General features: G+C 73.8%; 16 protein-coding genes. 7 read left to right on the forward strand and 9 right to left on the reverse strand.

Going from position 1 to position 25,042, the window contains the following annotated elements:
• Positions 1–131: 131 nt before the first annotated feature.
• Together ACIBQZ_RS11950 and ACIBQZ_RS11955 are read right to left on the reverse strand one after the other, a co-directional pair.
• The gene (locus ACIBQZ_RS11950; RefSeq protein ID WP_396088575.1) at positions 132–467 is read right to left on the reverse strand and encodes a transcriptional regulator; all 336 of its coding nucleotides are present in this window, start codon (positions 465–467) and stop codon (positions 132–134) included.
• On the reverse strand, positions 464–1,195 hold the full coding sequence (locus ACIBQZ_RS11955; RefSeq protein ID WP_396088576.1) for a hypothetical protein: 732 nt from the start codon (positions 1,193–1,195) through the stop codon (positions 464–466). The genes ACIBQZ_RS11950 and ACIBQZ_RS11955 overlap by 4 nt, the downstream gene beginning before the upstream one ends.
• A 151-nt stretch (positions 1,196–1,346) precedes the next feature.
• On the opposite strand from ACIBQZ_RS11955, the gene ACIBQZ_RS11960 reads away from it, so the two are divergent.
• Entirely contained in the window at positions 1,347–1,640 is a 294-nt protein-coding gene (locus ACIBQZ_RS11960; RefSeq protein WP_396088577.1) for a hypothetical protein, read from the forward strand.
• Positions 1,641–1,784: 144 nt separating this feature from the next.
• On the opposite strand, the gene ACIBQZ_RS11965 is transcribed toward ACIBQZ_RS11960, so the two are convergent.
• Both ACIBQZ_RS11965 and ACIBQZ_RS11970 read right to left on the reverse strand, forming a co-directional pair.
• On the reverse strand, positions 1,785–2,930 hold the full coding sequence (locus ACIBQZ_RS11965) for an alkane 1-monooxygenase (protein ID WP_396088578.1): 1,146 nt from the start codon (positions 2,928–2,930) through the stop codon (positions 1,785–1,787).
• 54 nt (positions 2,931–2,984) lie between these two features.
• Positions 2,985–3,575, reverse strand: coding sequence for a TetR family transcriptional regulator (locus ACIBQZ_RS11970; RefSeq protein WP_396088579.1), 591 nt, complete (start codon positions 3,573–3,575; stop codon positions 2,985–2,987).
• Positions 3,576–3,675: 100 nt separating this feature from the next.
• Between ACIBQZ_RS11970 and ACIBQZ_RS11975 the strand changes: the two genes are divergently transcribed.
• The 4 genes from ACIBQZ_RS11975 (at position 3,676) to ACIBQZ_RS11990 (ending at position 13,821) form a co-directional block, all read left to right on the forward strand.
• Complete coding sequence (locus tag ACIBQZ_RS11975) at positions 3,676–6,477, forward strand: BTAD domain-containing putative transcriptional regulator (RefSeq protein ID WP_396088580.1); 2,802 nt, start codon at positions 3,676–3,678, stop codon at positions 6,475–6,477.
• 60 nt (positions 6,478–6,537) lie between these two features.
• Complete coding sequence (locus tag ACIBQZ_RS11980; RefSeq protein WP_396088581.1) at positions 6,538–7,626, forward strand: class I SAM-dependent methyltransferase; 1,089 nt, start codon at positions 6,538–6,540, stop codon at positions 7,624–7,626.
• 73 nt (positions 7,627–7,699) lie between these two features.
• The gene (gene pepN, locus ACIBQZ_RS11985; RefSeq protein ID WP_396088582.1) at positions 7,700–10,138 is read left to right on the forward strand and encodes an aminopeptidase N; all 2,439 of its coding nucleotides are present in this window, start codon (positions 7,700–7,702) and stop codon (positions 10,136–10,138) included.
• 113 nt (positions 10,139–10,251) lie between these two features.
• Positions 10,252–13,821: a LamG-like jellyroll fold domain-containing protein gene (locus ACIBQZ_RS11990; RefSeq protein ID WP_396088583.1), complete on the forward strand. Its 3,570-nt coding sequence runs from the start codon at positions 10,252–10,254 to the stop codon at positions 13,819–13,821.
• Here the strand turns inward: ACIBQZ_RS11990 and ACIBQZ_RS11995 are convergent.
• The 4 genes from ACIBQZ_RS11995 to ACIBQZ_RS12010 form a co-directional block, all read right to left on the reverse strand.
• The gene (locus ACIBQZ_RS11995) at positions 13,796–14,629 is read right to left on the reverse strand and encodes an ATP-binding protein (protein WP_396088584.1); all 834 of its coding nucleotides are present in this window, start codon (positions 14,627–14,629) and stop codon (positions 13,796–13,798) included. The genes ACIBQZ_RS11990 and ACIBQZ_RS11995 overlap by 26 nt on opposite strands.
• A gap of 148 nt (positions 14,630–14,777) precedes the next feature.
• Positions 14,778–15,785: a LacI family DNA-binding transcriptional regulator gene (locus tag ACIBQZ_RS12000; RefSeq protein WP_396088585.1), complete on the reverse strand. Its 1,008-nt coding sequence runs from the start codon at positions 15,783–15,785 to the stop codon at positions 14,778–14,780.
• Positions 15,786–15,853: 68 nt separating this feature from the next.
• On the reverse strand, positions 15,854–18,019 hold the full coding sequence (locus tag ACIBQZ_RS12005; RefSeq protein WP_396088586.1) for a glycoside hydrolase family 3 N-terminal domain-containing protein: 2,166 nt from the start codon (positions 18,017–18,019) through the stop codon (positions 15,854–15,856).
• A gap of 73 nt (positions 18,020–18,092) precedes the next feature.
• Positions 18,093–20,405, reverse strand: coding sequence for a glycoside hydrolase family 9 protein (locus ACIBQZ_RS12010; protein WP_396088754.1), 2,313 nt, complete (start codon positions 20,403–20,405; stop codon positions 18,093–18,095).
• A gap of 192 nt (positions 20,406–20,597) precedes the next feature.
• On the opposite strand from ACIBQZ_RS12010, the gene ACIBQZ_RS12015 reads away from it, so the two are divergent.
• The gene (locus ACIBQZ_RS12015; protein ID WP_396088587.1) at positions 20,598–22,985 is read left to right on the forward strand and encodes a PEP/pyruvate-binding domain-containing protein; all 2,388 of its coding nucleotides are present in this window, start codon (positions 20,598–20,600) and stop codon (positions 22,983–22,985) included.
• A 473-nt stretch (positions 22,986–23,458) separates the two neighbouring features.
• On the forward strand, positions 23,459–24,289 hold the full coding sequence (locus ACIBQZ_RS12020; RefSeq protein ID WP_396088588.1) for a rhamnogalacturonan acetylesterase: 831 nt from the start codon (positions 23,459–23,461) through the stop codon (positions 24,287–24,289).
• Between the two features lie 487 nt (positions 24,290–24,776).
• On the opposite strand, the gene ACIBQZ_RS12025 is transcribed toward ACIBQZ_RS12020, so the two are convergent.
• On the reverse strand, positions 24,777–25,042 hold a 266-nt coding region (locus ACIBQZ_RS12025), incomplete at its 5' end, for a hypothetical protein (RefSeq protein ID WP_396088589.1).

The raw sequence follows: 25,042 nt of genomic DNA on the forward strand, positions 1-25,042 counted from the left end.
CTGACGGATCCTTCACGCCTACGTCGTCCCGCAGCGGCCAGACGGCGTGGTAGTCACTCATCGGGCGCACCGTTCGACGGTCTGTCACCCCCTGGTAAGCGAACTCTGGCCCGTCGCGGACACCGTTGCCGTCACTGGTCCGGGGCCGGCGTCGTGTCGGTGTCTTCGACCTGCTGGATGAGTTGCTTGAGGTGGGTGATCTCCTTGCGGAGGGCGGCCTGCCCGGCGGCGGTGAGGGTGACCCAGGTGCGGGGGCGCTTGCCCTCGTAGCCCTTGTCGATCCGGATCAGCTCGGCCTTCTCCAGGACGGTCAGGTGCTGGCCCAGGTTGCCGGCGGTCAGCTGCAGCCTGGTCCGCAGGAAGCCGAACTCGACCTGCCGGGCCTCGTGCGCGATCGCCATGATGCCGAGCCGGACGCGCTGGTGGACGACGTCCTCCAGGCCGTTGGCGGGGTGCCCGGTCGTCACCGGTGAGCCTCGGCGGCCGGCCGGAACAGGGCGAATCCGGCGGCGCCCAGCAGCAGCACAACCGCCGGGACGAGCAGCTGCGGCAGGAAGTACCACAGCGACGGTGAGGTGATGACCCGGCTGCCCTGGATCGCCGAGATCGCCAGGTAGCCGAGGCCGTAGACCAGCAGCGCCCGGTGGCGTTCGACCCACGCGAGCACCAGCAGGCCCAGTCCGATCGCCACCAGCGGGCTGGCCAGCCCGTACACCAGCAGCGCGACCGGCCCGGCCTCGGGGCCGACCGGGTCGGGGGTGAAGGGGTCGGCGGGCACCGGCACGAGCGGGTGGAACACCAGCCAGATCGACCCGGTCGCCATCAGCACGGCCAGTGCCGCGCCGACGATGACGTAGGGCCGGACCGGGGTGCCGACGCCCCGGCGCCGGGACCGCCGGACGTAGAAGCCGGCGATCGCCGCGTACGCGAGCACCAGCGCGACCGTCCAGTATCCGAGCTCGACCGGGTTCTCTCCCGAGCAGACTCGCTGGGCCCCGCGGGTGCGGCAGGTGTCGAACAGGTCGACGTACGGCCCGTACCGGTAGACGGGTATCGCGGCCAGCGTGATCAGCGCGAAGACCAGCAGGGGGAACCAGGTGCCGCGCTGGGCGACGCGGACCTGGTGCGTGAGGTCACGCACGGTCGCCAGGAGTTCATGAGCGGTGTGCCGCTGCGAGGCAGATTCGTCTGTCATGACGTTAGCTTTGCAACACAGACTGATCTGCGCAAGAGGAATTCGACCGCGATCTGCCCCACGGCGGCGGAGCGTCGCGGCGGTGATTCGGCCGTCTGCCCGGGCGGGTTGCTGACAGGATGGCGGCGACGCGACGAAGGGGAGACCGCCGGTGCACCCTGAGGAGAACACCTACGTCCGGGACCAGAACGCCCGGGTCGACCCGCTGCTCACCCTCGGCACGATCACCGTGGCGGGCCTGCGGGAGATCCTTGCCGACCTGCCCGACGAGGCCGTCGTGGTGGTCGCGGGGGAGGACGGCGTCTCCCCGCTGGCCGACGTGGAGGAGGGCTGGTACTTCCCGGCCGCCGGCGACGCTGCGCCGCTCGGCCGCGACGCCGACGGCAACGTCCACGAGCCCGGCCCCCGCGACCTGTACGCCGTGCTGCTCCATCCCACCCGCTGAGCCACGAGCCGCGCCGCACCGGGAGCCGAAGGCCGTGGGCCGGACGGCTGAGCATCGGGTGACCTGGCCGGTCGCGCCGGCGGGGTGGCCGGCGCGACCGGGAGGTCCCGTCCGGTCTGGCGGGACCGGACGGGCGACCGGCGGCTACCGAGGGGGCGGGCCGTCCGGGTGCGGTGCCCGGTAGCCCGGGGCGCAGTTGGCCAGTGCCGGGTCGCCGCCGTAGTGGGCGAGCACCCGGTGGTCCATCACGCGCCGCCAGAGCGGGGGCACCAGGGCCAGCAGCAGCATCGTCGCGTAGCCGGCGGGGAGCTGGGGGGAGACGTCGAAACTGCGCAGGGTCTGGTAGCGGCGCAGCGGGTTGGCGTGGTGGTCGCTGTGCCGTTGCAGCTGGAACAGGAAGATGTTGGTGGTCAGCCGGTCGCTGTTCCAGCTGTGCCGCGGGTCCACCTTCTCGTACCGTCCCGCGGCGTTGCGCTGCCGGCGCAGCCCGTAGTGCTCGAGGTAGTTGACCGCTTCCAGGGCGGAGAAGCCGACCGCTGCCTGCAGTGCGAGGAACGGCAGGACCCCGGGCCCGAGCGCCACGGTCAGGGCGGTGAACAGCGCCGCCGTCATGGCCCACGCGTGCAGCACGTCGTTGCGTGCCGTCCACGGGCTGCGCCCGCGGAGCCGGTGCCGGGCCGTTTCCAGCCGCCAGGCGGAGCGCAGGCTGCCGATCACGGTACGCGGCCAGAACCGCCAGTACGTCTCCCCGAGCCGGGAGCTGGCCGGGTCCTCCGGGGTGGCGACCCGGACGTGGTGGCCGCGGTTGTGCTCGACGAAGAAGTGCCCGTACCCGGTCGGCGCGAGGGCGATCTTGGACAGCCAGCGCTCCACGCTCTCGCGTTTGTGGCCGAGCTCGTGGGCGGTGTTGATGGCGATGCCGTTGACCAGTCCGGCCGTCAGCACCAGCCCGGCGGCGCCGACCGGGCCGGGCCCGCGGGTCCACGCCACGCACGTCACGACCAGGGCTGCGTACTGCGCCGGCAGGAAGAGGTAGGTGATCCAGCGGTAGTAGGGCGACGCCTGCAGGGCCGGCACGGCCTCGTCCGGTGGGTTGGCCCGGTCGTCGCCGACGAGCACGTCGATCAGCGGGATGACGCCGAGGATGAAGACGGGTGTCAGCCACCAGGCCCAGGCCGACCCGGACGCGGCGGCCAGCAGCAGGGCGGTGAACGGCAGGGCGGGGACCACGAGGGCGAGCGGCCACAGGGGACGCCTGGTGTCGCGCCACGGGGACACGGCGACGTCCATGGCCTCATGGTTTACACGAACGGCCCTCGTGTCAAGTAGCGCCGGCGGTCGGGCTCAGCTCAGCAGCCGGGCGAACACCTCGGCGAGCGCGGCCGCGGTCGCCTCCGGGGTGTCCGAGGGCAGCATGATGTGGCTGATCGTCAGCCGGATGACCGCGTCCCCGGCCAGCGCGACCGCCTCCTCGCCGGCCTCCGGCAGGTGGACGGCCGCCCACTCGGCGATCACCGCACCGGCCGGCGCCAGCGCCGTGTCCGAGCGGGTGGTCAGATAGGGCAGCAGCTCGTCCGCGCCGCCGCGGGCGCTGGTCAGGATCGCCCGCACCAGCGCGTTGCCGGCCGCCTCGCGCAGCGTGTGCAGGACCGCGGCGTACGCGGCGGCGCGGACGTCGGCCCCGTGGGCGAACAGCTCGGTGCGGACGGCGTGGACGAACCGCTCGATCTCCCGTACGGCGATGGCCTCGGCGAGGCCGGCCCGCCCGTCGAACTCGTTGTAGACGGTCTGCCTGCTGACCCCGGCGGCCCGGGCGACATCCATCATGCGCACGCTCGCCCAGCCGTGCGCGACGGTCAGGTCACGGGCCGCGCCGACCAGCGCGTCGCGCAGCCTCGCCCGGCTGGCGTCCCGGTAGGACGAGGGAGATTCCATCAGGACCGCAGCATAACCGGGCCGCCGGAGCCGGACGGACGCACACGGCCGGCGGCAAAAGCCCTGTTCTCCCGCGGCCCCGCGGGAGAAGAATGGGGCCGTGCGCGTAGAAGTGGGGCTGCTGGGCCCGGTCGAGCTGCGGCTCGACGGTGTGGCCGCCCCGCTGAGCGGCGCCTCGCAGCGGATCCTGCTGGCCCGGCTGGCGCTGGCCGGCGGCCGGGTCGTGCCGGTCGCCGATCTGATCGACGCGCTCTGGGGTGCCGAGCCGCCGGACAACGCGGTCGGCAACCTGCACAGCTACGTCTCCCGGTTGCGCCGGCACACCGGCGACGCGGTGATCGTGCGGGGTCCCGGCGGCTACCGGTTGGACCTGCCGGTCGGCGCGCTGGACGTCAATCGGGTCGAGCAGCTGGTCGAGGCGGCCCGGGCCCGGCAGCCCGAGCAGGCCGCCGCCGCGCTGGCCGAGGCCCTCGCGCTGTTCCGGGGCGATCCGCTGGGCGAGGTGGCCGACCGGATCGCGTTCGCGCCCGAGATCGCCCGGCTCACCGAGTGGCGGCGGCATCTGCGGGAGGAGTGGCTGGACCGGCGGCTGGCGGCCGGGGCGGCCGCGGCCGCGTTGCCCGAGATCGAGGCGCTGGCCACCGCGGAGCCGTTGCGGGAACGGGCCCAGCTGCTGCTGATGCGGGCGTTGCACCAGAGCGGCCGGACCGCGGAGGCGCTCGGCGCGGCGCGGGCCTTCCGGGAGCGGATGGCCGACGAGCACGGCGTGGACCCGTCGCCGGCGTTCGATCAGCTGCACAGCCGGATCCTGAGCGAGGATCCGGCGCTGCGCCCGGCCGCGCCCGCTGCGCCGCGGCGGCGGGCCGACCGGTTCTTCGGGCGCGCGGACGAACTGGCGCTGCTGCGCCAGGCGCTCGACGAGAGCCGGCTGGTGACGATCGTGGGGCCCGGCGGGGTGGGCAAGACCCGGCTGATGACCGAGGTGCTCACCGGCGGCGAGCTGGTCGTCGAGCTGGCCGAGCTGTCGGTGCCGGCCGATGTCGCCACCGCGGTCGCCGGCGCGCTCGGGCTGCGCGCCGCGCCCCGGGGCGGCGTGGCGGCCATCGCCGAACGGCTCGGCTCGGCGCCGGCGGTGCTGGTGCTGGACAACTGCGAGCACCTGCTCGGCGCGGTCCGGGAGCTGGTCGACGGCATCGCCGGCCGCTGCCCCCGGGTGCGCGTGCTGGCCACCTCCCGGCAGCGGCTGGACGCGGCCGGGGAACGGGTGCTGCGGCTCGGCCCGCTCGCCGAGCCCGACCGGGTCGCGCTCTTCCGTGACCGGGCCGCGCTGCTGCGGGCGGACTTCCCGGACGACCCGCGCAGCCGGGAGCTGGCCGCCGAGATCTGCCGGCTGGTCGACGGGCTGCCGCTCGCGGTGGAGCTGGCCGCGCGGCGGGAGGCGGTGTTCGGGCTGGTGCATCTGCGGGACCGGCTGGGCGCCGGGCTCCAGGTGCTCGATCCGGCCCACGGTGGCGACCGGGCCACCGCGGTGGCGGCCACCGTCGAGTGGTCGTACCGGTTGCTCAGCCCGGCCGGGCAGGCCCTGCTGGACCGGCTGGCGGTCTGCCGCGGCGGTTTCGGCCTGGACGCGCTGCGGCACTTGTGCCCGGACGGCGAGCGGATCCTGCCGGAGCTGGTCGACGCCTCGCTGGTCGGCTGCGACCTGACCGCCGACCCGCCGCGCTACCGGCTGCTGGAGACCGTCCGGCACGTCGGGCTCGCCCACCTCGGCCCGGCCGGCGAGCGGCAGGCCCGGGACGCGCACGCCCGCTGGATGCTCGACGTCGCCGCCGACCTGGTCCGCCGCCAGCGGGTCCGCAACCCGCACACGAACCCGGCGTTGCGCCGCGAGCTGGCGAACCTCCAGGAGGCGCTGTCCTGGCTGGGCGACACGGACGACGGCGCCCGGCTGGCCGCCCTGATCGCCACGGCCTCGGTGGACCTGGCCGACCCGGGCCTGACCGCGCAGCTGGTGCGGCAGGCGCCGGAGCGGGTGCGGACCGAAACCGACGCGCTGCGGGCGCTGGCCGCCGGCCTGGGCGAGTGCCTCGACAGCCGGCTGCCGGAGGCGCACCGCCTGCTCACCGCGGCCCTGGACCGGCTGCCCGAGGGTCACCCGCTGCGCTGGGCGGCGCTGCTGCTGCGGATCTCCACCGCGATGTTCGCCGGGCGCCGCGACGACGTGCACGTGGACGCGCTGCGGCTGCTCGCCGACCCGGCCGCGCCCGGCTGGTCGCGCGCCAACGGCGTGTGCTGCGCGGCCATGATGGACGGCTATGCCGGCGACGCGGCGGCGGGCCTGAGCCGGCTCGACCGGTACGCCGGCGAGCTGGCCACCGACGTCCAGGAGGGTTTCGTGCCGTTCACCCGCGGCGAGCTGCTCGCCGCCTCGGCGCCGGAGCAGGCGCTGGCCTGGTACGACCTGGCGCTGGAGCACAGCGGCCGGCTCGACCAGGCATACACCGGGAACATCGCCCAGGTGGCCCGCGCCGCCGTGCTGGTCCGGCTGGGCCGCCGGGACGCCGCGATCGCCGCCTGCCGCGAGGCGATCCGGGCGGTCCGCGACGCCGGCATGACCGCGCAGGTCTGGACCAGCCTGCGGCACACCGCCGAGCTGCTCGGCGACCTCGGCGACGCCCGGGCGGCCGCGGTCATCGTCGCCGCCGCGGACGCCAGCCCGTTCGCGCCGGCCGTGATGGGCCCGGACCGGGAACGGCTGGCCCGGCTGCGCGCCGGCGCGCCCGACCTGCCGCCGCCGATCGCCGGTGACAGCGCCGGTGCGCCGGACCTGCCGTCGCCGGTGGCCGGCGACAGCGCCGGGGTGGCCGAGTTCGCCCTGCTCAGCCTGGACCTGCACGGCTGAGCAAGGCCGGGCAAGCCGCCGGCAAGGGCCCGGCAAGCGCGGGCCCGCACCGTGGTCGCCATGACACAGACACCCCAGCACCCGACCCTCGACGAGGCCCGCGCGGAAGCCTTCGCGGGCCAGCTCATCACCGACGTGGCCGGCGCCGCGACCACCGCGATGACCGTGCTCGGCGACCGGCTCGGCCTGTTCCGGGCGATGACCGGCGCCGGGCTGATGACCGCCGGCAAGCTCGCCGCCGGCACCGGCCTGCACCCGCGGCTGGTCACCGAGTGGCTCAAGGCGATGACGGTCTCCGGCTACCTCACCAGCGACGGCGAGACCTTCGAGCTGCCGATGGAGCACGCGCTCGCGCTGTCGGTGGTGGACTCGCCCACCTACCTCGTCGGCGGCGCCGAGATCATCACCGGCTACTACCTCTCGCTGGACCAGCTCGCGCACGCCTTCCGCACCGACGGCGGCCTGGCGTACGCCGACGTGCCCGGCTGCACCGCGCACGGCATCGAGCGGTTCTTCCGCACGGCGTACGTGCACCAGCTCGCCCAGACCTGGTTCCCGGCCGTGCCGGGGCTGGTGGCCAGACTGGCGGCCGGCGCCCGGGTGGCCGACGTCGGCTGCGGGCACGGCGTGGCCACGATGCTGATCGGCCGCACCTGGCCGGCGTCCACGGTGGCCGGCTTCGACCACCACGAGCCGTCGATCGCGACCGCCCGGGCCCGGGCGATCGAGGCCGGCAGCCCGGACAACGTCACCTTCCACGTCGCCGACTCGGCCGGGATCGGCGCCGCCGGCCCGTACGACGTGGTGGTCTACTTCGACTCGCTGCACGACCTGGGTGACCCGCCGGCCGCCCTGCGCGCCGCGTACGACGCGCTGGCCGACGGCGGCATCGTGGTCGCGGTGGAGCCGTGGTCGGCCGACGACTTCACCACCACGATCGGCAACCCGGTCGCCCGGGCCAACTTCGCCGGCTCCACCGCGCTGTGCACGCCCGGCTCGCTGAGCCAGCCCGGCGCCTACGGCCTGGGCACCCAGGGCGGCCCGGCCAGGCGGCTCGAGCTGCTGGCCGCCGCCGGTTTCGCGGACCCGGTCGTGGCCGCCGACACCGGCTTCAACCTGGTCCTGTCGGCGACCCGCCCGGCCCGCTGAGCGGGCCGGAATTATCGGGCCGCGGTCCTCCTGGAGATTCTCCTACCATCGAGGGGATCCTGGAGGAGGACCATTGCCGACCCGCAGCCTGACCCAGACCGAGGCCGAGAGGCGCGCCCGTTTGCTCTCGGTCGACCGGTACGACATCAACGTCGACCTGACCGACCTGCCGACCGGGCCGCACGTGCGGTCCGTCTCCACGGTGACGTTCACCTGCCGGGAGCCCGGTGCCGAGACCTTCATCGACTGCGCGGCCGAGGTGGTGCGCGCCGTGCTCAACGACCGGCCGCTCGGCCCCGCCGCCGACGGCCGGATCGCCCTGGACACCCTCGCCGCGCACAACGTGCTGGTGGTGGAGAGCGTGCAGGCGAACACCACCGACGGCGAGGGCGTGCACAAGGCCGTCGACCCGGCGGACGGCGAGGTGTACGTGTGGATGTCGTTCGAACCGGACGAGGCCCGGCACGTGTGGGCCTGCTTCGACCAGCCCGACCTCAAGGCCCCGCACGCGTTCACCGTGACCGCCCCGGCCGCCTGGACGGTGACCAGCAACTCCGGCGCCGCGCGGGTGACCGGTCTCGGCCCGGCCCGCCGCTGGGTCTTCCCGGACACCCCCGCGCTGTCGCCGTACAACACGGTCATCAACGCCGGCCCGCTGTACGAGATCCGCCGCGAGGTCGACGGCTGGGACCTCGGGGTGTTCGCCCGGCGGTCGCTGGCGCCGATCCTGGACCGGGACGCCGACGAGATCTTCACGCTCACCGGGCAGGGCCTCGGCTTCTACGGCCGGGTCTTCGGGATGCCGTTCCCGCAGCGCCGCTACGACCAGGTGTTCATGCCCGACTTCGGCGGCGCGATGGAGAACTACGGCTGCGTCACCTGGTCGGACGTGTTCCTGCGGCGGGCCACCCCGACGCCGGCCGAACGGGAGCTGCTGACCCGGGTGCTGCTGCACGAGATGGCGCACATGTGGTTCGGCAACATCGTCACGATGCGCTGGTGGGACGACCTCTGGCTGAACGAGGCGTTCGCGGAGTTCGCCTGCCACTGGGCCGCGGTGAACGCCACGGCGTACACCGACGCGTGGGCGGCGCACCTGGCGGAGGACAAGCTCAGCGCGTACCTGGCGGACCAGAGCCCGGTCTCGCACCCGATCAGCCTGCCGATCCGCGACGTCGCGGAGGCCGCGTCGATCTTCGACGCGATCACCTATCCCAAGGGCGCCTCGGTCCTGCAGCAGCTCATGACCTACGTCGGCGAGGACAACTTCGTCACCGGCATGACCGCCTACTTCGCCCAGCACGCCTGGGGCAACACCACGCTGCAGGACCTGGTCGACGCGCTCGGCACGGCGGGCGACCGGGACCTGAACGCGTGGCGCCGGGGCTGGCTGGAGACCGCCGGCACCGACCGGCTCACGCTGGAGCGCGACGGCGACCACGCGGTGCTGGTGGCCGGGGGCCCGGGTGGGCCGCCCCGGCCGCAGGTGATCGGGGTGGGCGCGTACCGCCGGGACGGCGACCGGCTGACCCGCGCCGCGCTGGTGCGGGTCGAGGTGCAGGGCCCGCGCACGCCGGTGGCGCTGCCGGCCGGCACCGACTTCGTGCTGGTCAACGACGACGACCTGACTTTCGCCACCACCCGGCCGACCGGGGGTGACACCGCCGGGCTGCTGGCGGCGGCCCCGGCCCTGCCGACCGCCATCTCCCGCGGCGTCGCGGTGGCCACGATCTGGGACATGCTCGTCACCGGCGAGCTGACCGCGTCCGACGCGGTGACGGCCGTGCTGGCCGTGCTGCGCGCCGAGACCTCGGAGGCGGTGATCGAGCCGTACCTGATGATCGCGGTGGACACCGCGCAGCTGTGGTCGCCGGCGGCCGGGCGGGCCGAGCTGTCCGCCGCGGTGGCCGCGGTCTGCCGCGACCTGGCCGGCCAGGACGGCCGGCGGCAGGTCGCGCTGCGGGCGTACGCCCAGGTGGCCGGCGACCTCGGCGAGGTCGCCTGGCTGCAGGCGCAGGCCGGTGACGACGTGGACCTGGCCTGGCGGGCGCTGACCCGCAAGGCCGAGCTGGGCGGCGAGACCGCGGCGGAGGTGGCCGCCCTGCTGGCCCGCGACCCCGACCCGGACACCGGGCCCCGCGCGCTGGCCGTGCGGGCCGCCGTGCCGGACCCGGGGGAGAAGGCCGAGGTGTGGCAGGCGCTGGCCGAGCGCCGGGTGCCGGTCGGCGCCTTCGCCCAGGTCGCCGGGGCGTTCTGGCGGCCCGGTCAGGACGAGCTGCTGGCGCCGTACGCGGAGAAGTACCTGGACCTGCTGCCCGGCTTTGATCGCGGCGGCATGATCCCGGCGATGCGCTCCACCGGCCGGCTCTTCCCCCTGCACGGGATCGACGAGTCCTTCCTGGATCGCGCCGAGAAGGCCGCGGAGAAGGCGGCGCCGGTGGTCCGCAAGACGCTCAGCGAGCGGGCCGACCTGGTCCGCCGGATGTTGCGCTCCCGGGCGAACGGGGGCTGAGCGGCGGGAGTCTCCCGGGCGCGGCGGCCGTGCCCGGGAGACCGTTTGCAAGCGGTTACCGAGATGTTACCGTTCACATCACTGCATGGACGTCAGTCGATGGGAGCGGTCACATGGAACTCGGGAAGGGGCGCGCCGGCGGAATCGCGGCCGCGCTGCTGCTGGTCGCCGGCCTGGCCACCCCGGGGGCGGCGCTCGGCGCGGCGGCGGCGCTGCCGGCGGCGGTCGTGCACTACACCTTCGACGGCGCCGACCTCACGAGCGGGCGCGTCGCCGACACCTCCGGCAACGGCCTGGACGGGGTGCTGGTCAACGGCGCGACCGCCGCCCTGGCCGCCGACGGCCGCACCGGGGACGCGCTGCACCTGCCCGGCGGGGCGCCCACCTCGGACGGCGCGTACGTGCGGCTGCCCCGGGAGATCCTGGCCGGCCGGAGCGACCTGACCGTCTCCGTCCGGCTGCGCTGGGACGGCACGGCCGCGCCGTGGCAGTGGGTCTACGCGCTCGGCACCGACACCACCCGGTTCCTGTTCAGCACCCCGTACAACGGCAGCGGGGTGCTGCGGACCACGGCCCTGGTGCCCGGCGTGGCCGAGGCGTCGATCACCGGCGCGAAGCCGGTGCCGGCCGAGGTGTGGAAGACGCTTACCGTCACGCTCGACACCGGCGCCGACCGGCTCACCACCTACCTGGACGGCGTCGCGGTGGACTCCGCGCCGTCCGCCATCGCCGCCGCCGGCGACCTGCTGACGCCCGCGACCACCTTCGCCGGCTACCTGGGCCGCTCGTTCTTCCCGGACCCGCTGCTCGACGGTGCCATCGACGACTTCCGGGTCTACGGCACGGCCCTGACCGCGGCGCAGGTGGCCGAGGTGCACGGTGCCGACCTGCCGGTGGCCACCGGTCTGAGCAGGACCGCGTTCGACGTCCGCACGACCGTCGGCACCGCGCCGGCGCTGCCCCGGAGCGTGCCCGGCGACTTCTCCGACGGCTACCCGCGGCAGATCCCCACCGAGTGGTCCACGGTGGACCCGGCCGCCTACGCCACCACCGGCACGTTCACCGTCACCGGCACCGCGGCGGGCCGGGCGATCACCGCGACCGTGACCGTGGTCCGCGAGGGCCAGCTCGTCGTCGACCTCGGCAAGGACACCGGCGCCTTCCACGGCGGCGCGTCCGGTTCGCTCTACGGCCTGTACGGCCAGGGCGTGCCGACCAACAACCTGATCGAGGGCATGAAGCTGCGCACCGTCTCGACCAAGGCGCAGGACGGCCCGCAGCACCCCGGCGCGGACGCCCTGGAGGTGGTCAAGCCGCTCGCCGACAGCACCGACGGCGACGTGTACATCTACCTGACCGACATCCACCGCGGCTTCCCGTACCAGTGGCCGGGTGACACCCCGGAGCGGAGGATGGCGCTCTACCGGCAGAAGATCGCCACCCAGGTCGACCAGGTGCTGACGCTGGCGCCGGAGTACCGCGACAACATCGTCTTCGTGCCGTTCAACGAGCCCGAGGGCAACATGTTCGGCACCGGCGAGTGGTCGTACAACCGGGTGAGCTGGCTGACCGACCCCACCGACTACTTCCGGGCGTGGGACGACGTGTACACGCTGATCAAGGGCAAGCTGCCCGCGGCGCGGATCGCCGGGCCCAACACCAGCGTGCTCTTCCCGCAGGTCAAGGGCTTCCTGGAGCACACCGTCGCGGCCGGCACGGTGCCGGACGTGATGACCTGGCACGAGCTGAGCCACCCCGAGGCGGTCCGCACCAGCGTCGCCACCTACCGCGAGTGGGAGCGCGAGGTGCTCGGCCGCGAGCTGCCGGTCAACGTCAACGAGTACGCGTTCAACTACCACACCTCGGTGCCCGGCCAGATGATCCAGTGGGTGTCGGCCATCGAGGAGTCCAAGGTGGACGCCGACATCGCGTACTGGAACATCGACGGCAACATCTCCGACTCCGCGGTGCAGGCCAACCGGGGCAACGGGCAGTGGTGGCTGTTCAACGCCTACGGCGCGATGACCGGGCACACCGTACGGGTGGCGCCGCCGTACCCGGGACAGAACTACACCCTGCAGGGCGTCTCGACGCTCGACCCGGCCAAACGTCAGGCCCGGCTGCTCTTCGGCGGCGCGGCCGGCCGGTCCTGGGTGCAGTTCGACAACGTGCCCGGCCGGATCTTCGGTCGCGGGGTGCACGCCGAGATCCGCCGGATCCCGTGGACCGGGCAGCTCGGCGACTCGCCCCGGCCGCCGGTCGTCGCCTCGCGCAACCTGACCGTGCGGGACGGCACGGTGGTGCTGCCGTTCGGCACCGAGGGGCTGCCGGCGCTGGACGAGTCGTCGGCGTACGAGGTGGTCCTCACCCCGGGCAGCTCGCCGGCCGCCACCGTGCCGACCCGCTGGGAGCGTGACTACGAGGCCGAGGACGCCACCTACACCGGCGCGGGATACAGCAGGAACGGCCCGGAGGGCTCACCCGCCGACGTGTCCAAGTTCTACACCTCCGGCGGGTACAACGTGGGCGGACTGCGGACCGGCTCCGACGGCGTGCTCGAATTCACCGTCGACGTGCCCGAGACCGGCCGGTACGACCTGCGGGTCTTCGCCAACTCGCTGAACACCTACCCGCTGGTCGCCGAGCAGGGGCCGACCAACGTCTTCCTGCGCGTCGACGGCGCGGCCGAGCAGGAGCTGTTCCTGCCGCTCGGCTACAAGTGGGTGGTCTGGGACCACACCGACACCACTGTGGAGCTGACCGCCGGCCGGCACGTCCTCTCGCTGGCCGCCCGCAGCCTGGACGGCACCCGCGCCACCCGGGGCGACAGCATCCTGGACCGCCTCCAGCTGACCCTGCCCGACCCGGCCGCGACGACCGAGGTGTACGAGGCCGAGCGTGCCGACCTCACGCGCGCCGAGCCGGTGTACGGGCGCACCCGGGACACGGTGGTGATCGGCCGGGGCGGCTCGGCGACGTTCTGGGTCTACTCCGCGGCCGACGGCCCGTCGACGATCCGGGTCCGCGCCGACGACCGGACCGCGCTCGCGGTCAACGGCCGTACCGTGCTGCGGGCCGCACGCGGCCACGACGCGGTGACCGTCGCGCTCGCCGGCGGCGTCAACAAGGTGACCGTCACCGGGCGGGCCGAGCTGGACCGGATCGAGGTGACCCCGGCGACCCTGCCGGCCACCACCTACGAGGCCGAGGCGGCCACCCTGGCCGGCACGGCGACCGCCACCCCGCTGTCGCTGGCCTCCGGCGGCGCCGCGGTCGACCGGATCGGCGGCCCGCCGGGCAACGGCAACACGCTGACCTTCACGGTGCGCGCGGCCCGGTCCGAGGTCCACGCGCTGCGGATCCGCTACGCCAACCCGGAGCAGGCGGAGGCCACCCACTACAACCCCGACCCGCTGGTGCGGCACGCCGACCTCACGGTCAACGGCGCGGCGGCCGGACGGGTGACCTTCCCGCACAGCTTCCACCGCAACAATTTCTGGGAGCTGACCGTGCCGGTGGCCCTGGTGCGCGGCACCAACACCATCTCGTTCTCCAGCGCGGAGCTGCCGAACTACGACGGCACCACGTACGCCTCGCAGACGTTCCCCGGGATCCTGCTGCGCTCGCCGTCCGCGCCGATCATCGACAAGGTCTCGCTCACGCCGCTGGCCCGCCCGCGGTGAGCCGGGCCCGGGGCCGCACGAGCGCCCAGACGACCTTGCCGTTGGGCGACGGCATGGCGCCCCAGGCGCTGGCCCGGGAATGCACGGCCCACAGGCCGCGCCGCTCGTTGCGCCGGTAGCCGGGCGGCGGGCGGACGAGCGGTTCGGACAGGCTGGGCAGCCGCGGGTCGCCGTCGTTCACCGCGAGGTAGATCCCGGAGCCGCGGCGGGAGACGGTGACGGCGATGTCGGTGCCCGCGTGCCGGACGGCGTTGCTGACCAGCTCCCGGATGATCACCCGGCTCGGCTCGGTCACCACCGGCAGGCCCCAGGCGTCGCAGGCGACCGCGACGAGGTTGCCGGCCGTGCCGACCGAGGCGGGTTCCGGCGGCAGCAGGCTCAGATGCAGGTGCTCGGTGAGCGGCACCCGGCCGGCCATGGCGACCCGGGCCTGCTGCACGGTCACGAAGATGGGCAGCTGACGGACCGCGCCCAGCCGGCGCAACCGGCCGGCCAGCCGGCGGGTCGGCGGCAGGCTGAGCGCCAGCTGGGCCGGCGGCTGCAGGGTGGACGCCGCCCGTGCCACGGCCAGCCACATGCTCGCGCTCTCGCCGTCCAGGTCCCGCAGGTTGTGCAGCTCGATGATGATCGCCGAGGGGATCTCCGCCATGCACTTGCGCAGCACGGTGTACACGTCGAGGCACAATCGCCGGTTCCAGCGGCCGCTGACCGTCACCTCGATCACGCCGGTGACGGCGTCCCGGCTCAGGGACACGCCGGGATGGCCGTCCTCGCCCCCGGCGAGGAGATAGGGAGGGTCGACCTCCATAGCGATCCTTTCCGCACAGGCCGACGGCCCGCGTCGGGGCCCTGTCCGCAGTCTGGAAGCCACCGGAGACGACGGTCAATGATCCGGGGCGGTCCTCATCCGATCGTGGGCCCACATGGAGCAGGCAGGATGCAGCGTCCGCCGCCGGTCACGCCGCTCCGGTGGAGGCGCGGACGACCAGCTTGGCGGGGTGGGTGTGCACCCCCGGCGCGGCGTCGCCGTCGATGGCCCGCAGCAGCAGCCCGGCCGCGGCCCGGCCCAGCCCCTCCAGGTCCAGGTCGATGCTGGTCAGCGCCGGCCGGCTGGCCAGGGTCATGACGTCCCAGTTGTCGAAGCCGGTCAGCGCCACCGCGCCCGGCACCGCCCGGCCCGCCTCGCGCAGGGCGTCGCCGACACCCCGGGCGATCTGGTCGTTGCCGCCGAGCACCCCGTCGAAGTCGGTGCCCCGGGCGAGCAGGATGCCGGCCGCCTGCCGCCCCCAGGCCTCGCTCCACTCGCCGAACAGCGGCGGCGTGGCCAGGGCCGCGCCGGCCTCGGCGAGCCGCGCCTCGATCGCCCCGGCCCGCACCCGGGCCGAGTGGTGGTGCTCGGGGCCGGTGATGTGCACCAGCCGGCGCCGGCCGGCGGTGCGCAGGTGGTCCACGGCCTGCCGGGCGCCGCCCGCCTCGTCCGGCACGATCGAGCAGTCGGCGGGGTCGGCCGAGGCGAGGAACGCGTAGACCACCGGCACGCCGGGGCTGCCGGCGATCGGCGCCCGGGTGCCGGCCCGGCGGCCGGTGACGATGATCCCGTCGACCCGGCGGCCGAGCAGCACGCCGAGGTGGTGCCGCTCGCGGATCGGGTCGTCGCGGGCGTCGCAGAGCAGCACCGAGATCTGCCCGCCGCCGAGGGTGTCCTCCGCGCCGATCAGCAGCGGGATGCTGAACCGGCCGATGGTGTCCGTGGTGATCATGCCGACCGTGTAGCTCCGGCCGGCCTGCAGGCCACGGGCCGTCGGGTTGGGCCGGAAGTCCAGGCGCCGGGCGGCCTGCCGCACCCGCTCGACGGTGTCGGCGCGCAGCGAGCCGCGCCCGTTGAGCGCCTTGGAAGCGGTGCCCGCCGAGACGCCGGCCAGGGCGGCGACGTCGCGGATGGTGACGGGGCGCTGCCGGGGCATGCCGGAGAACCTACCGTGTGCCGGCGCCCGGACCACGGGTGTGGCCGGGCGCCGGGCACAGCTGGACCTCACCCCGCCGTGCAGACGGAGCCGTTGAGCGTGAACGAGGCCGGGCGGGGGTTGGTGGCGCCGCGGCCGGCGTTGAAGCCGAAGGTCACCGTCGCCCCGGCGGCCAGCGACGGGCTCCACGTCTCGCCGGTGGCCGTGACGGCGGCGCCGGACTGCGTGACCCGCGCCGACCAGGCCTGGGTGATCTGCTGGCCGGCGGTGTACGACCACTGCAGGCTCCAGGCGCCGACGGCGGCCGTACCGGTGTTGGTCAGCGCGACCGTGCCGGTGAAGCCGGTGCTCCAGTCGTTGGTGCTGTAGGCGACCCGGCAGGAGGACGGGGCCGGCGGGGGCGGCTCCGGCGTGGTGGTGGAGTAGGTCAGCCCGGCGCCGTAGGGGAACAGCGGCGTCTTGCCGTCCCCGTCGTTGATCGGCTGCTGGGCGGCGGACTGCATCCAGGTCACCGGCAGCTTGCCGGTCGGCGCGTAGTCGCCGAACAGCACGTCGGCCACCCCGGCACCCTCGCTGCCCGGCAGCCAGGCCGCCACCAGGGCGTTCCAGCCGGCCAGCTCGGCGGCGACGTCCAGCGGGCGGCCCGAGACCAGCACGACGATCACCGGTACGCCCGCGGCCCGCAACCGCGCCAGCGTGGCCAGGTCCGTGGCGTCCAGGCTCAGCGACCCGGGCCGGTCACCGGCGCCCTCGGCGTACGGGGTCTCGCCCACGACCGCGATGGCCGCCCGGTAGGAGCTGTCGATCCCGGTGCCGTCGCGCTGGTAGGTGACCGTGGCGCCGCTGCCGACGGCGTTGCGGATGCCCTGCAGGATCGACGTGCCGGTGATGGTGTTCCCGCTCGCGCCCTGCCACGTCGAGGTCCAGCCGCCGCTCTGGTTGCCCAGGTCGTCGGCGCTCTTGCCGGCCACGAACAGCTTGCCGCCGGACTTGGCCAGCGGCAGCACGCCGCCGGCGTTCTTCAGCAGCACCTGCGACTCGCGGACGGCCTGCCGGGCCAGCGTGCGGTGCGCGGCGCTGCCGATGCCGGCCGCGTACGAGCGGTCCGCGTACGGCTTCTCGAAGAGCCCCAGCTCGACCTTCTTGGTGAGGATCCGCCGGTTCGCGTCGTCGATCCGGGACATCGGGATCTGCCCGGCCTGCACCGCGGCCTTCAGGTAGCCGAGGAAGGTCTGCCAGTCGTTCGGCACCATGATCATGTCGAGCCCGGCGTTGATCGAGGTGACCACCTCGGCCTGGGTGAAGCCGGTCTGCCCGTCCAGCTGGTCGATCGCCGCCCAGTCCGAGACGGTGAAGCCGGTGAACCCCAGCTCGCCCTTGAGCAGGTCGGTGACCAGGTACTTGGAGCCGTGCAGCTTGGCGCCGTTCCAGCTGCTGAACGAGATCATCACCGAGCCGACCCCGCGGTTGACGGCCGCGGCGAACGGCGGCAGGTGCACCGCCCGCAGCTCGGCCTCGCTGAGCTGGGTGTTGCCCTGGTCGGTGCCGCCGGTGGTGCCGCCGTCGCCGAGGTAGTGCTTCGCGGTGGCCAGCACCGAGGCCGGCCCGTTCAGCGCCGAGCCCTGCAGGCCGTCGATGACGGTGGTCATCGCCGTGGGGATCTCCGGCTTCTCGCCGAACGACTCGTACGTGCGGCCCCAGCGGTCGTTGCGGGCCACGCAGAGGCAGGGCGCGAAGGTCCAGTCCTGGCCGGCGCCGGTGACCTCCTCGGCGGTGGCCCGGCCGATCTGCTGGGCCAGGGCCGGGTTCCGGGTGGCGCCCAGCCCGATGTTGTGCGGGAAGATCGTCGAGCCGGCCACGTTGTTGTTGCCGTGCACGGCGTCGATGCCGTAGATCATCGGGATCTGCAGCGGGGTGGCGAGCGCGCCGCGCTGGAAGCTGTCGTACATGTCGGCCCAGCCGGCCGGGGTGTTCTGCGCGGGGCCGGAGCCGCCGCCGGAGAGCACCGAGCCGATCCGGGACTGGGTGAGCTGCGCGGGAGTGATCGCGGCGCGTTCCGCCTGGGTCATCTGCCCGATCTTGTCGTCCAGGGTCATCCGGCCGAGCAGGTCGGTCACCCGGGTGGCGACCGGCAGGGTGGGGTCCAGGTACGGCAGGACGGCGGCCTGCGCCGGCGGGGCGAAGGGGATCACCAGGGCTGCGGCCAGGGCGGCGCCGCACAGTGCTCTACGCATTGGGGGTCCTGTTCCTCGGTGGTGGGGACAGGGCCACGGCCGGCGGGGGTGGTCACCGGCCGTGGCCCCGCGGTCAGGCGACGGTGCAGGCGGAGCCGTTGACGGCGAAGGCGGTCGGGCGTGGGTTGGTCCCGGTGTGGGTGCCGTTCATGCCGAAGCCGGCCGACGCGCCGGGTGCCAGGGTGCCGTTCCAGGAGGCGTTGGTGACGGTCACCTGGCTCCCGGTCTGGGTGGCGGTGGCCGACCAGGCCTGGGTGATCCGCTGGCCGTTGGCGTAGGAGTAGGTCAGCGACCATCCGTTGAGCGTGGTCGTGCCGGTGTTGGTCAGGGTCACGTCGGCGGTGAAGCCGGTGCTCCAGTCGCTGGTCCGGTAGCTGACCCGGCACGGCGCGCCCGGCGGCGTGCTGACGGAGGGCGTCACCGACGGGGTCACCGAGGGCGTGGCCGACGGGGTGGCCGAGGGCGTGACCGACGGCGTCACCGACGGCGAGGGGGACGGGCCGGTGCCGGGCTCGTTGCCCCACACCCGGTTCGCGCCCTCGTAGAGCGGCACGCCCGGGTTCGCCCCGGCCGCCACCTGGTACGACGGATCGTCGGTGGGGTCCCAGGTGCCGCCCTCGACCACGCCGATCTTGAGCTGGACCTCCATCTTGTGCGCCGACTGGCCGGCCGGCGCGATGGTGTAGCCGGAACAGTCCACCTCGACGAACCAGACGTCGCCGGCGTACTGCCTGGCCGCCGTCGGCCCCGGGCAGCCCTGCGTGTACGGCGTCCCCACGGTCAGCGCCGCGTCGCCGTCCCGGGTGAAGTAGTAGCGGAACTTCGCCGCGGTCAGCGCCCGCGCCGGGAACGCCGACTTGTTGTAGACGATCACCTTCACGCCGGTCGAGCGGGTCTCGTTCTGCATCACCGTGGTCTCCACCGACAGCTCCGCGAGATCCGGCTTCTCGGCCTGCGGGAAGTTCGCCGCCGGGGCGCCGCCGTACTCGCCGTAGAGCCGGGCGACGGCCGAGGTGAAGCCGGCGTTGTAGTCGGTGGCCACCTCGTTCATCACGTAGTCGCCGCGGCTGTCGGTGTACGCGTCGTCCGGCGCGGACGGCCCGCCGACCAGCGCCCCGTACAGCACGTGCCGGGTCTCCACCGGCACCTGCTGGCTGTCCCACCAGGAGCCGTGCGCCGTCCGGTGGTGGGGGTTCTTCGGCGCGTTGGCGCCGAAGCCGATCACGTAGCTGGACCTGCGCGGGTTGTCGCCGAGCGCGTAGTTGATCTGCTTGACGGCGAAGTCGTGGTAGCGCGTCCTCCGCGCCGCGTCATCGAGACTGTCGCTGTAGGACAGTGCGACGAAAGCCGTGTTCGCGGCGTACCGCAGCGCGCCCCACGTGTCCACGACGGCCATCCCGCCGGGGGAGGTGCGCACCTTCTCGCCGTTGACCCCGACGGTGAACCAGTCCAGCCAGCGGTTCGCGTCGTCCCGGTACTTCTGCTTGCCGGTCAGCTGGGCCAGCAGCACGTAGGTGCCGTACTGCTTGTTGTCCCAGGAGATCGTCCACTTGTACATCTTGGTGCTGGTCTGGTTCTCGTTGCCCTGCGCGTCGTACCCGGCCTCGGCCTTGGCCAGGTAGGCCGCGTCCCCGGTGGCCTTGTGCAGCCAGATCGCGCCCCACACCAGCTCGTCGGCGTAGCCGCTCCACGAGCGGTAGAACGACGTCGCGTCGGTGATGCACTCGTGGTAGTTCTTCCGCACCGTGTCGGCGAAGGTGTAGAGCTGCTTGGCGTGGCTGAGCAGCGTGTCGGCGTACCCGGGATCGGTGGCCCGGAAGACCATCGAGCTGGCGGCCATCGCGGCCGCCGTCTCCGCCGCCAGCTCGGTCCCGCCACAGCTCGCATCGATCTTGTACGCGGGCCGCGCCATCGGCAGCACCTCGGCGGGTCCCCACCACTTGTGGTCGGCGTCGCCGTTGCCCACCTGTCCGTACAGGACGTTGGCGGAGGGGTGCGCCTTGATGAAGTAGTCGTTGGGCACCCGCAGGTTGTTCAGCAGGTGGGTGAGCTGCCCGGAGGCGGCGTACGCGGCCCGGTTCTCCACCGCGCCCCAGGCCAGCATGGTGGTGGTGAACGCCATCGGCAGCCCGAACTTCACGTGGTCACCGGCGTCGAACCAGCCGCCGGTCAGGTCGAGGCCGACGTCGGCGCCGTCGCGCGGCGCCGAGTCGCCGCGCCAGGACACCCGGTTCCAGGCGGGCTTGCGACCGGCGACCTGGGCCTCGTAGAAGAACAGCGACTTCTGCAACGCCTCGCCGTAGCTGTAGGCGGGAGCGGCGGCCGCGCCGGAGGGACGGGCCAGGGCGATCCCCGCGGCGCCGACCAGCAGCACCACGATGGACATCAGGAAATAACGGCGTGAAGTGGACAACGGTGGGCTCCTGTCCGCTTATGGGAGCGCTCCCATATCGCTGTCCCTCGATTTAACCGCCTGATGACGAACATGTGAAGTCCTGATTTCCTTACACATTGCGATCGTATTGCCAAACCGCTACGGTGGAGCCGTCGCAGTCGCGTCGTGGAGCGGGGAGCCCGGATGTCCGTGGTGCCGTTGTCCGAGGTCGCGCCCGGTGCGCAGGCGCTGGTGGGCGGCAAGGCGGCCGGCCTGGCCGCGCTGCTGCGCCGGGGCGAGCGGGTGCCGCCGGGCTTCTGCGTCACGACCGAGGCGCACCGCCGCGGTGTCCTGCCAACGGCGGAGATCGTCACCGCGTACCAGGCGCTCGGCGCCGGCCCGGTGGCGGTTCGCTCGAGCGCGACCGCCGAGGACCTGCCGGAGGCGAGCTTCGCCGGCCAGCACGACACGCTGCTCGGGGTGACGGACGAGGCCGACCTGCTGGCCGCGATCAAAACCTGCTGGGCGTCGCTGCACAGCGCCCGGGCGGTCGCCTACCGCGAGGCGCACGGCATCGCACACGACGGCGTACGGATGGCGGTCGTGGTGCAGCGGATGGTCGACGCGGCGGTGTCCGGCGTGCTGTTCACGGCCAACCCGCTCACCGGCAACCGCACCGAGATGCTGGTCGACGCCGCCCCGGGCCTGGGCACCACCGTCGTGGACGGCGCCGCGCCGGTGGACCACTACGTCCTGCCGTCCACTCCGGACGCTCGGCCTGGCTGTGCGCCACCGGAGCTGCTGGCGAGGTTGCGCGAGGCGGGCGAGCGATTGCAGGAGCACGCCGGCACCCCGCTGGACATCGAATGGGCCGCGGACCGTGCCGGCGCCCTCTGGCTGCTCCAGGCCCGGCCGATCACCACCTTGTTCCCGCCGCCCCCGCGAACTGGGCCGGAGCCCCGCGTCTACGTCGAGTTCGGCCACGTCCAGGGCATGCTCCAGCCGGTCACCCCGATGGGCCTGTCCACCCTGCGGGCCCAGATCGCCGGGATGCTGGCGGCGCTGGGCATCCGGGCCGAGATCGTCGCGATCGGCGGCCGCCTCTACGGCGACCTCACCGAGCAGGCCCGCCACCCGGCCGCCCGCAAACGCCTGGTCCAGCTCATGGCAGTCGACTTCGGACCCCGCGCACAGGCGGCCATGGCCCACGTCCTGGCCGACCCGCGGTTCGCCCCCCGCAAGGGCGCCGCACCCCGCGCCGCCACCCCGTCGCTGAGGACGGCAGCCGCCGCGCTCACCGGCATCGTCGGCGCCCTGGCCCGCCCCGAGGCGGCCCGCGCCCGCGTGCACCGGGCCGTCGACCAGCTCCGCACCGCGGCGGCGGCACCCGGCGACCTGCGCACGACCGCGGACCGCCTGCGCTTCCTGCGCGCCCGCGACACCACAACCGCCGCCGGCGACCTCACCTGGCCGATCGTGGCCGGCCTGCTCGCCACGGCACTGCCGCAGCAGCTGCTCAAGGGCGTCGCCACCCCGGGCGAGATCCACGCCGTCCTGGCCGGCATGCCGCACAACGTCACGATCGAGATGGACCTCGCCCTGTGGCGCCTGGCCCAGCAGGCCGCACCCCACCGCGACCTGCTGCTCGGCACCGCGCCGCACGAGCTGGCAACCCGCTACCGGTCCGGCACCCTGCCGGACCTCGGCCTGACGGCGTTTCTCCACCGGTACGGCCACCGCGGCGCCGCCGAGGTCGACCTGGGCGTGCCACGCTGGGCCGAGGACCCGGCGCCGGTCTTCGCCACGATCGCCAACTACCTCCGGGTCACCGACCCCGACCAGGCCCCGGACCTCCGCTTCGCCCGCGCCGCGACCACAGCGGAGACGACCCTGCAGGCCCTGACCGCCCACGCCCGCCGACGCCGCCCGGTCCGCGGCCGCCTCGCCGGCTTCCTGCTGCGCCGCGCCCGCGCGCTGGCCGGACTCCGCGAGGCGGGCAAGTTCGCGGGCCTGTACCCGCTCCAGGAGATGCGCCGCCAGCTCCTGCTGATCGGCGCGGACCTGACGGAGTCCGGGCGGCTCGACCGACCGGACGACATCATGTTCCTGACCCTCGACGAGCTGGACGGCCTGCCACCGGACACCGACCTCCGGAAGCTGGTCACCGCCCGCCAGGCGGTGCACCGACGGGAAATGCGCCGCCGCACGGTGCCGGTGGCCCTGCTCTCCGACGGCACCGACATCGAAGCCGTCCTGCCCCGGCCGGCGGCAACCGGCGACCTGCGCGGCGTGGGCGCCTCACCGGGCCGGGCGACCGGCCGGGCCCGGGTGATCCACAACCCGGCGACGGCGACGATCGAGCCGGGCGAGATCCTGGTGGCGGCGACCACGGACCCGGGCTGGACACCGCTGTTCCTGACGGCGGCCGCCCTGGTGACGGAAACGGGAGCCATCATGGCGCACGGCCCGACGGTGGCCCGCGAATACGGCATCCCGGCGGTGATCTGCGTCCCGGCCGCCACAACCCGCATCAGAACAGGCCAGCCGATCACCGTCGACGGCACAGCGGGCACCGTGACTCCCGCCGACTGAACCACCCCCGGCGGCGGCGCTGGCCCCGAGCCCGGCGCCCGGCGCCCGGCGCCTTGCGCCCGCGCCTTGCGCCCGCGCCCGGCCCCGCGCCTTGCGCCCGCGCCCGGCCCTGCGCCTTCCGGCCCTGCGCCCTTTGCCCGGCCTCGTGTCCTCCGGCCCTGCGCCCTTGCCCGGCCTCGTGTGCTCCGGCCTTGCGTCCTGCGGTCCGTGTCCGGCCTTGCGTCCTGCGGTCCGTGTCCGGCCTTGCGTCCTGCGGTCCGTGTCCGGCCTTGCGTCCTGCGGTCCGTGTCCGGCCTTGCGTCCTGCGGCCCGCGCTGATCCCACCTTGCCGCCGCCGTGGTCCGTGAATGCCCCCCGCAGTCCGCGCCCGCGCCTTCCGCCCGCCCACCCCGTGCCCGCGATAGCTCCTGGTGGTCCGTCCCGCCAATAGGTAAGCGCTTGCCTGAATCGACGGGCGTTGATTTGATGGAGGTATGGAGCTTGATCGCAGGACCTTGTTGCGCGCCGCCCTCGGTGGTGCCGTCGCCGGTGGGCTGGGTATCGCCGGGCCGGCCGCCGCCGGTCACCGTCCACGACGGACGGTCTTTGTGGCGGGGGACTCGACCGCGGCGACCTACGCCGTCGCGGACGTGCCCCGGGCGGGCTGGGGGCAGGCGCTGCCGGTCTTCCTGCGGCCGGAGATCGCCGTGGTGAACGAGGCGCTCTCCGGCGCCAGCTCGAAGAGCTTCGTCGACCTGGGCCGCCTCGACCGCATCCTGGCCGCGATCCGCCCCGGCGACGTGCTGCTCGTCTCGTTCGGGCACAACGACGAGAAGGCCGAGGACCCGGCGCGCTACACCGAGCCCTGGACCACCTTCCAGGACTACCTGAGCCGCTACCTGGACGGCGCACGGGCCGCCGGCGCCCGGCCGGTGCTGGTCACCCCGGTGGAACGGCGCCGGTTCACCGCCGCCGGTGAGCCCTACCAGTCGCACGGCGAGTATCCCGACGCGATGCGGGCGCTGGCCGCCGCGACCGGCACGCCGCTGATCGACCTGACCGCGCTGTCGTTCGCGCGGTGGACGTCGCTGGGCCCGGAGGCGACCAAGGACTACTTCCTCTGGCTGGACCCCGGCGAGGCGCCGAACTATCCCGCCGGGGTGTCGGACAACACCCACTTCCAGGCGTACGGGGCGATCGAGCTCGCGCGGATCGTGGTGGCGGCGGGCCGGACGATCCCGGGCCGGGATCACCGGGCACTACGCGATCCGAACACCCCGACCGACGCGCTCGTCTGGCCCGCGACCCGCCCGGCGGAGAGCTGACCGACGACGGCCCCGAGGACGCGGGCCGGCCCGGGCCCACGTGGTCGGCGTCCTGTGTCATCGACCGGAGGCCGCCGCTGTGGATGCCGGGCGACGGGTCCGGCTGGTGGGAGCCGGGCCCAAATCCTGGACCCTGTCTCACCAGGCAGGCAGCGGCGCCACTGTGGGGAATGACCAATGCCGCAAAACGCCGAAAAGTCGCGCTGCAGCACGCTATGGCGGCAATCTTGTGCCTTTACGGCGAGGAGCTGAGTCTTTGCATGGCTGTTGTGATGATCGATCGCCATCCCCCGGACGGGCGACACGCTTCTGCCGCGCCGAACGGCCGCGCCAAGCATTGCCGTAGGCCTGCCCACCGCCGGACCCGCAGCACTGGCCCACATATTGAGCAGGATTCTCACACCGCAGGAATCCTAAGGGAACAAAGAGCGTAAAAGTCACGAAGCGAGCAGCGAATTGTCGATCTTGTGGACTTGAGGTTCGGAGCTCACACCAATTCAACAAGATCGAAATCTTGCGCGTCGGTGGCGGTCGGCGCGCGGCCCACGTCACTCCGGCGGGCTATTGCCATCGCCCGATTCACCAACCACGCAAAAGACTCAGCTGACCGCTGCGCAACAAGGTTGACGCACGCCGGCGATCCGGGTGATCCACGCCCGCAGGTCGCGATCACCTCGTCTCCGTCGTCCACGGCGAGCGGGCGAGAAGCCGTGTTGACAGGTGATGGGTGGGGTTTGTCATCACTCCCGCGGG

This window comes from Actinoplanes sp. NPDC049599, from assembly GCF_044465625.1.
Lineage (GTDB): Bacteria > Actinomycetota > Actinomycetes > Mycobacteriales > Micromonosporaceae > Actinoplanes.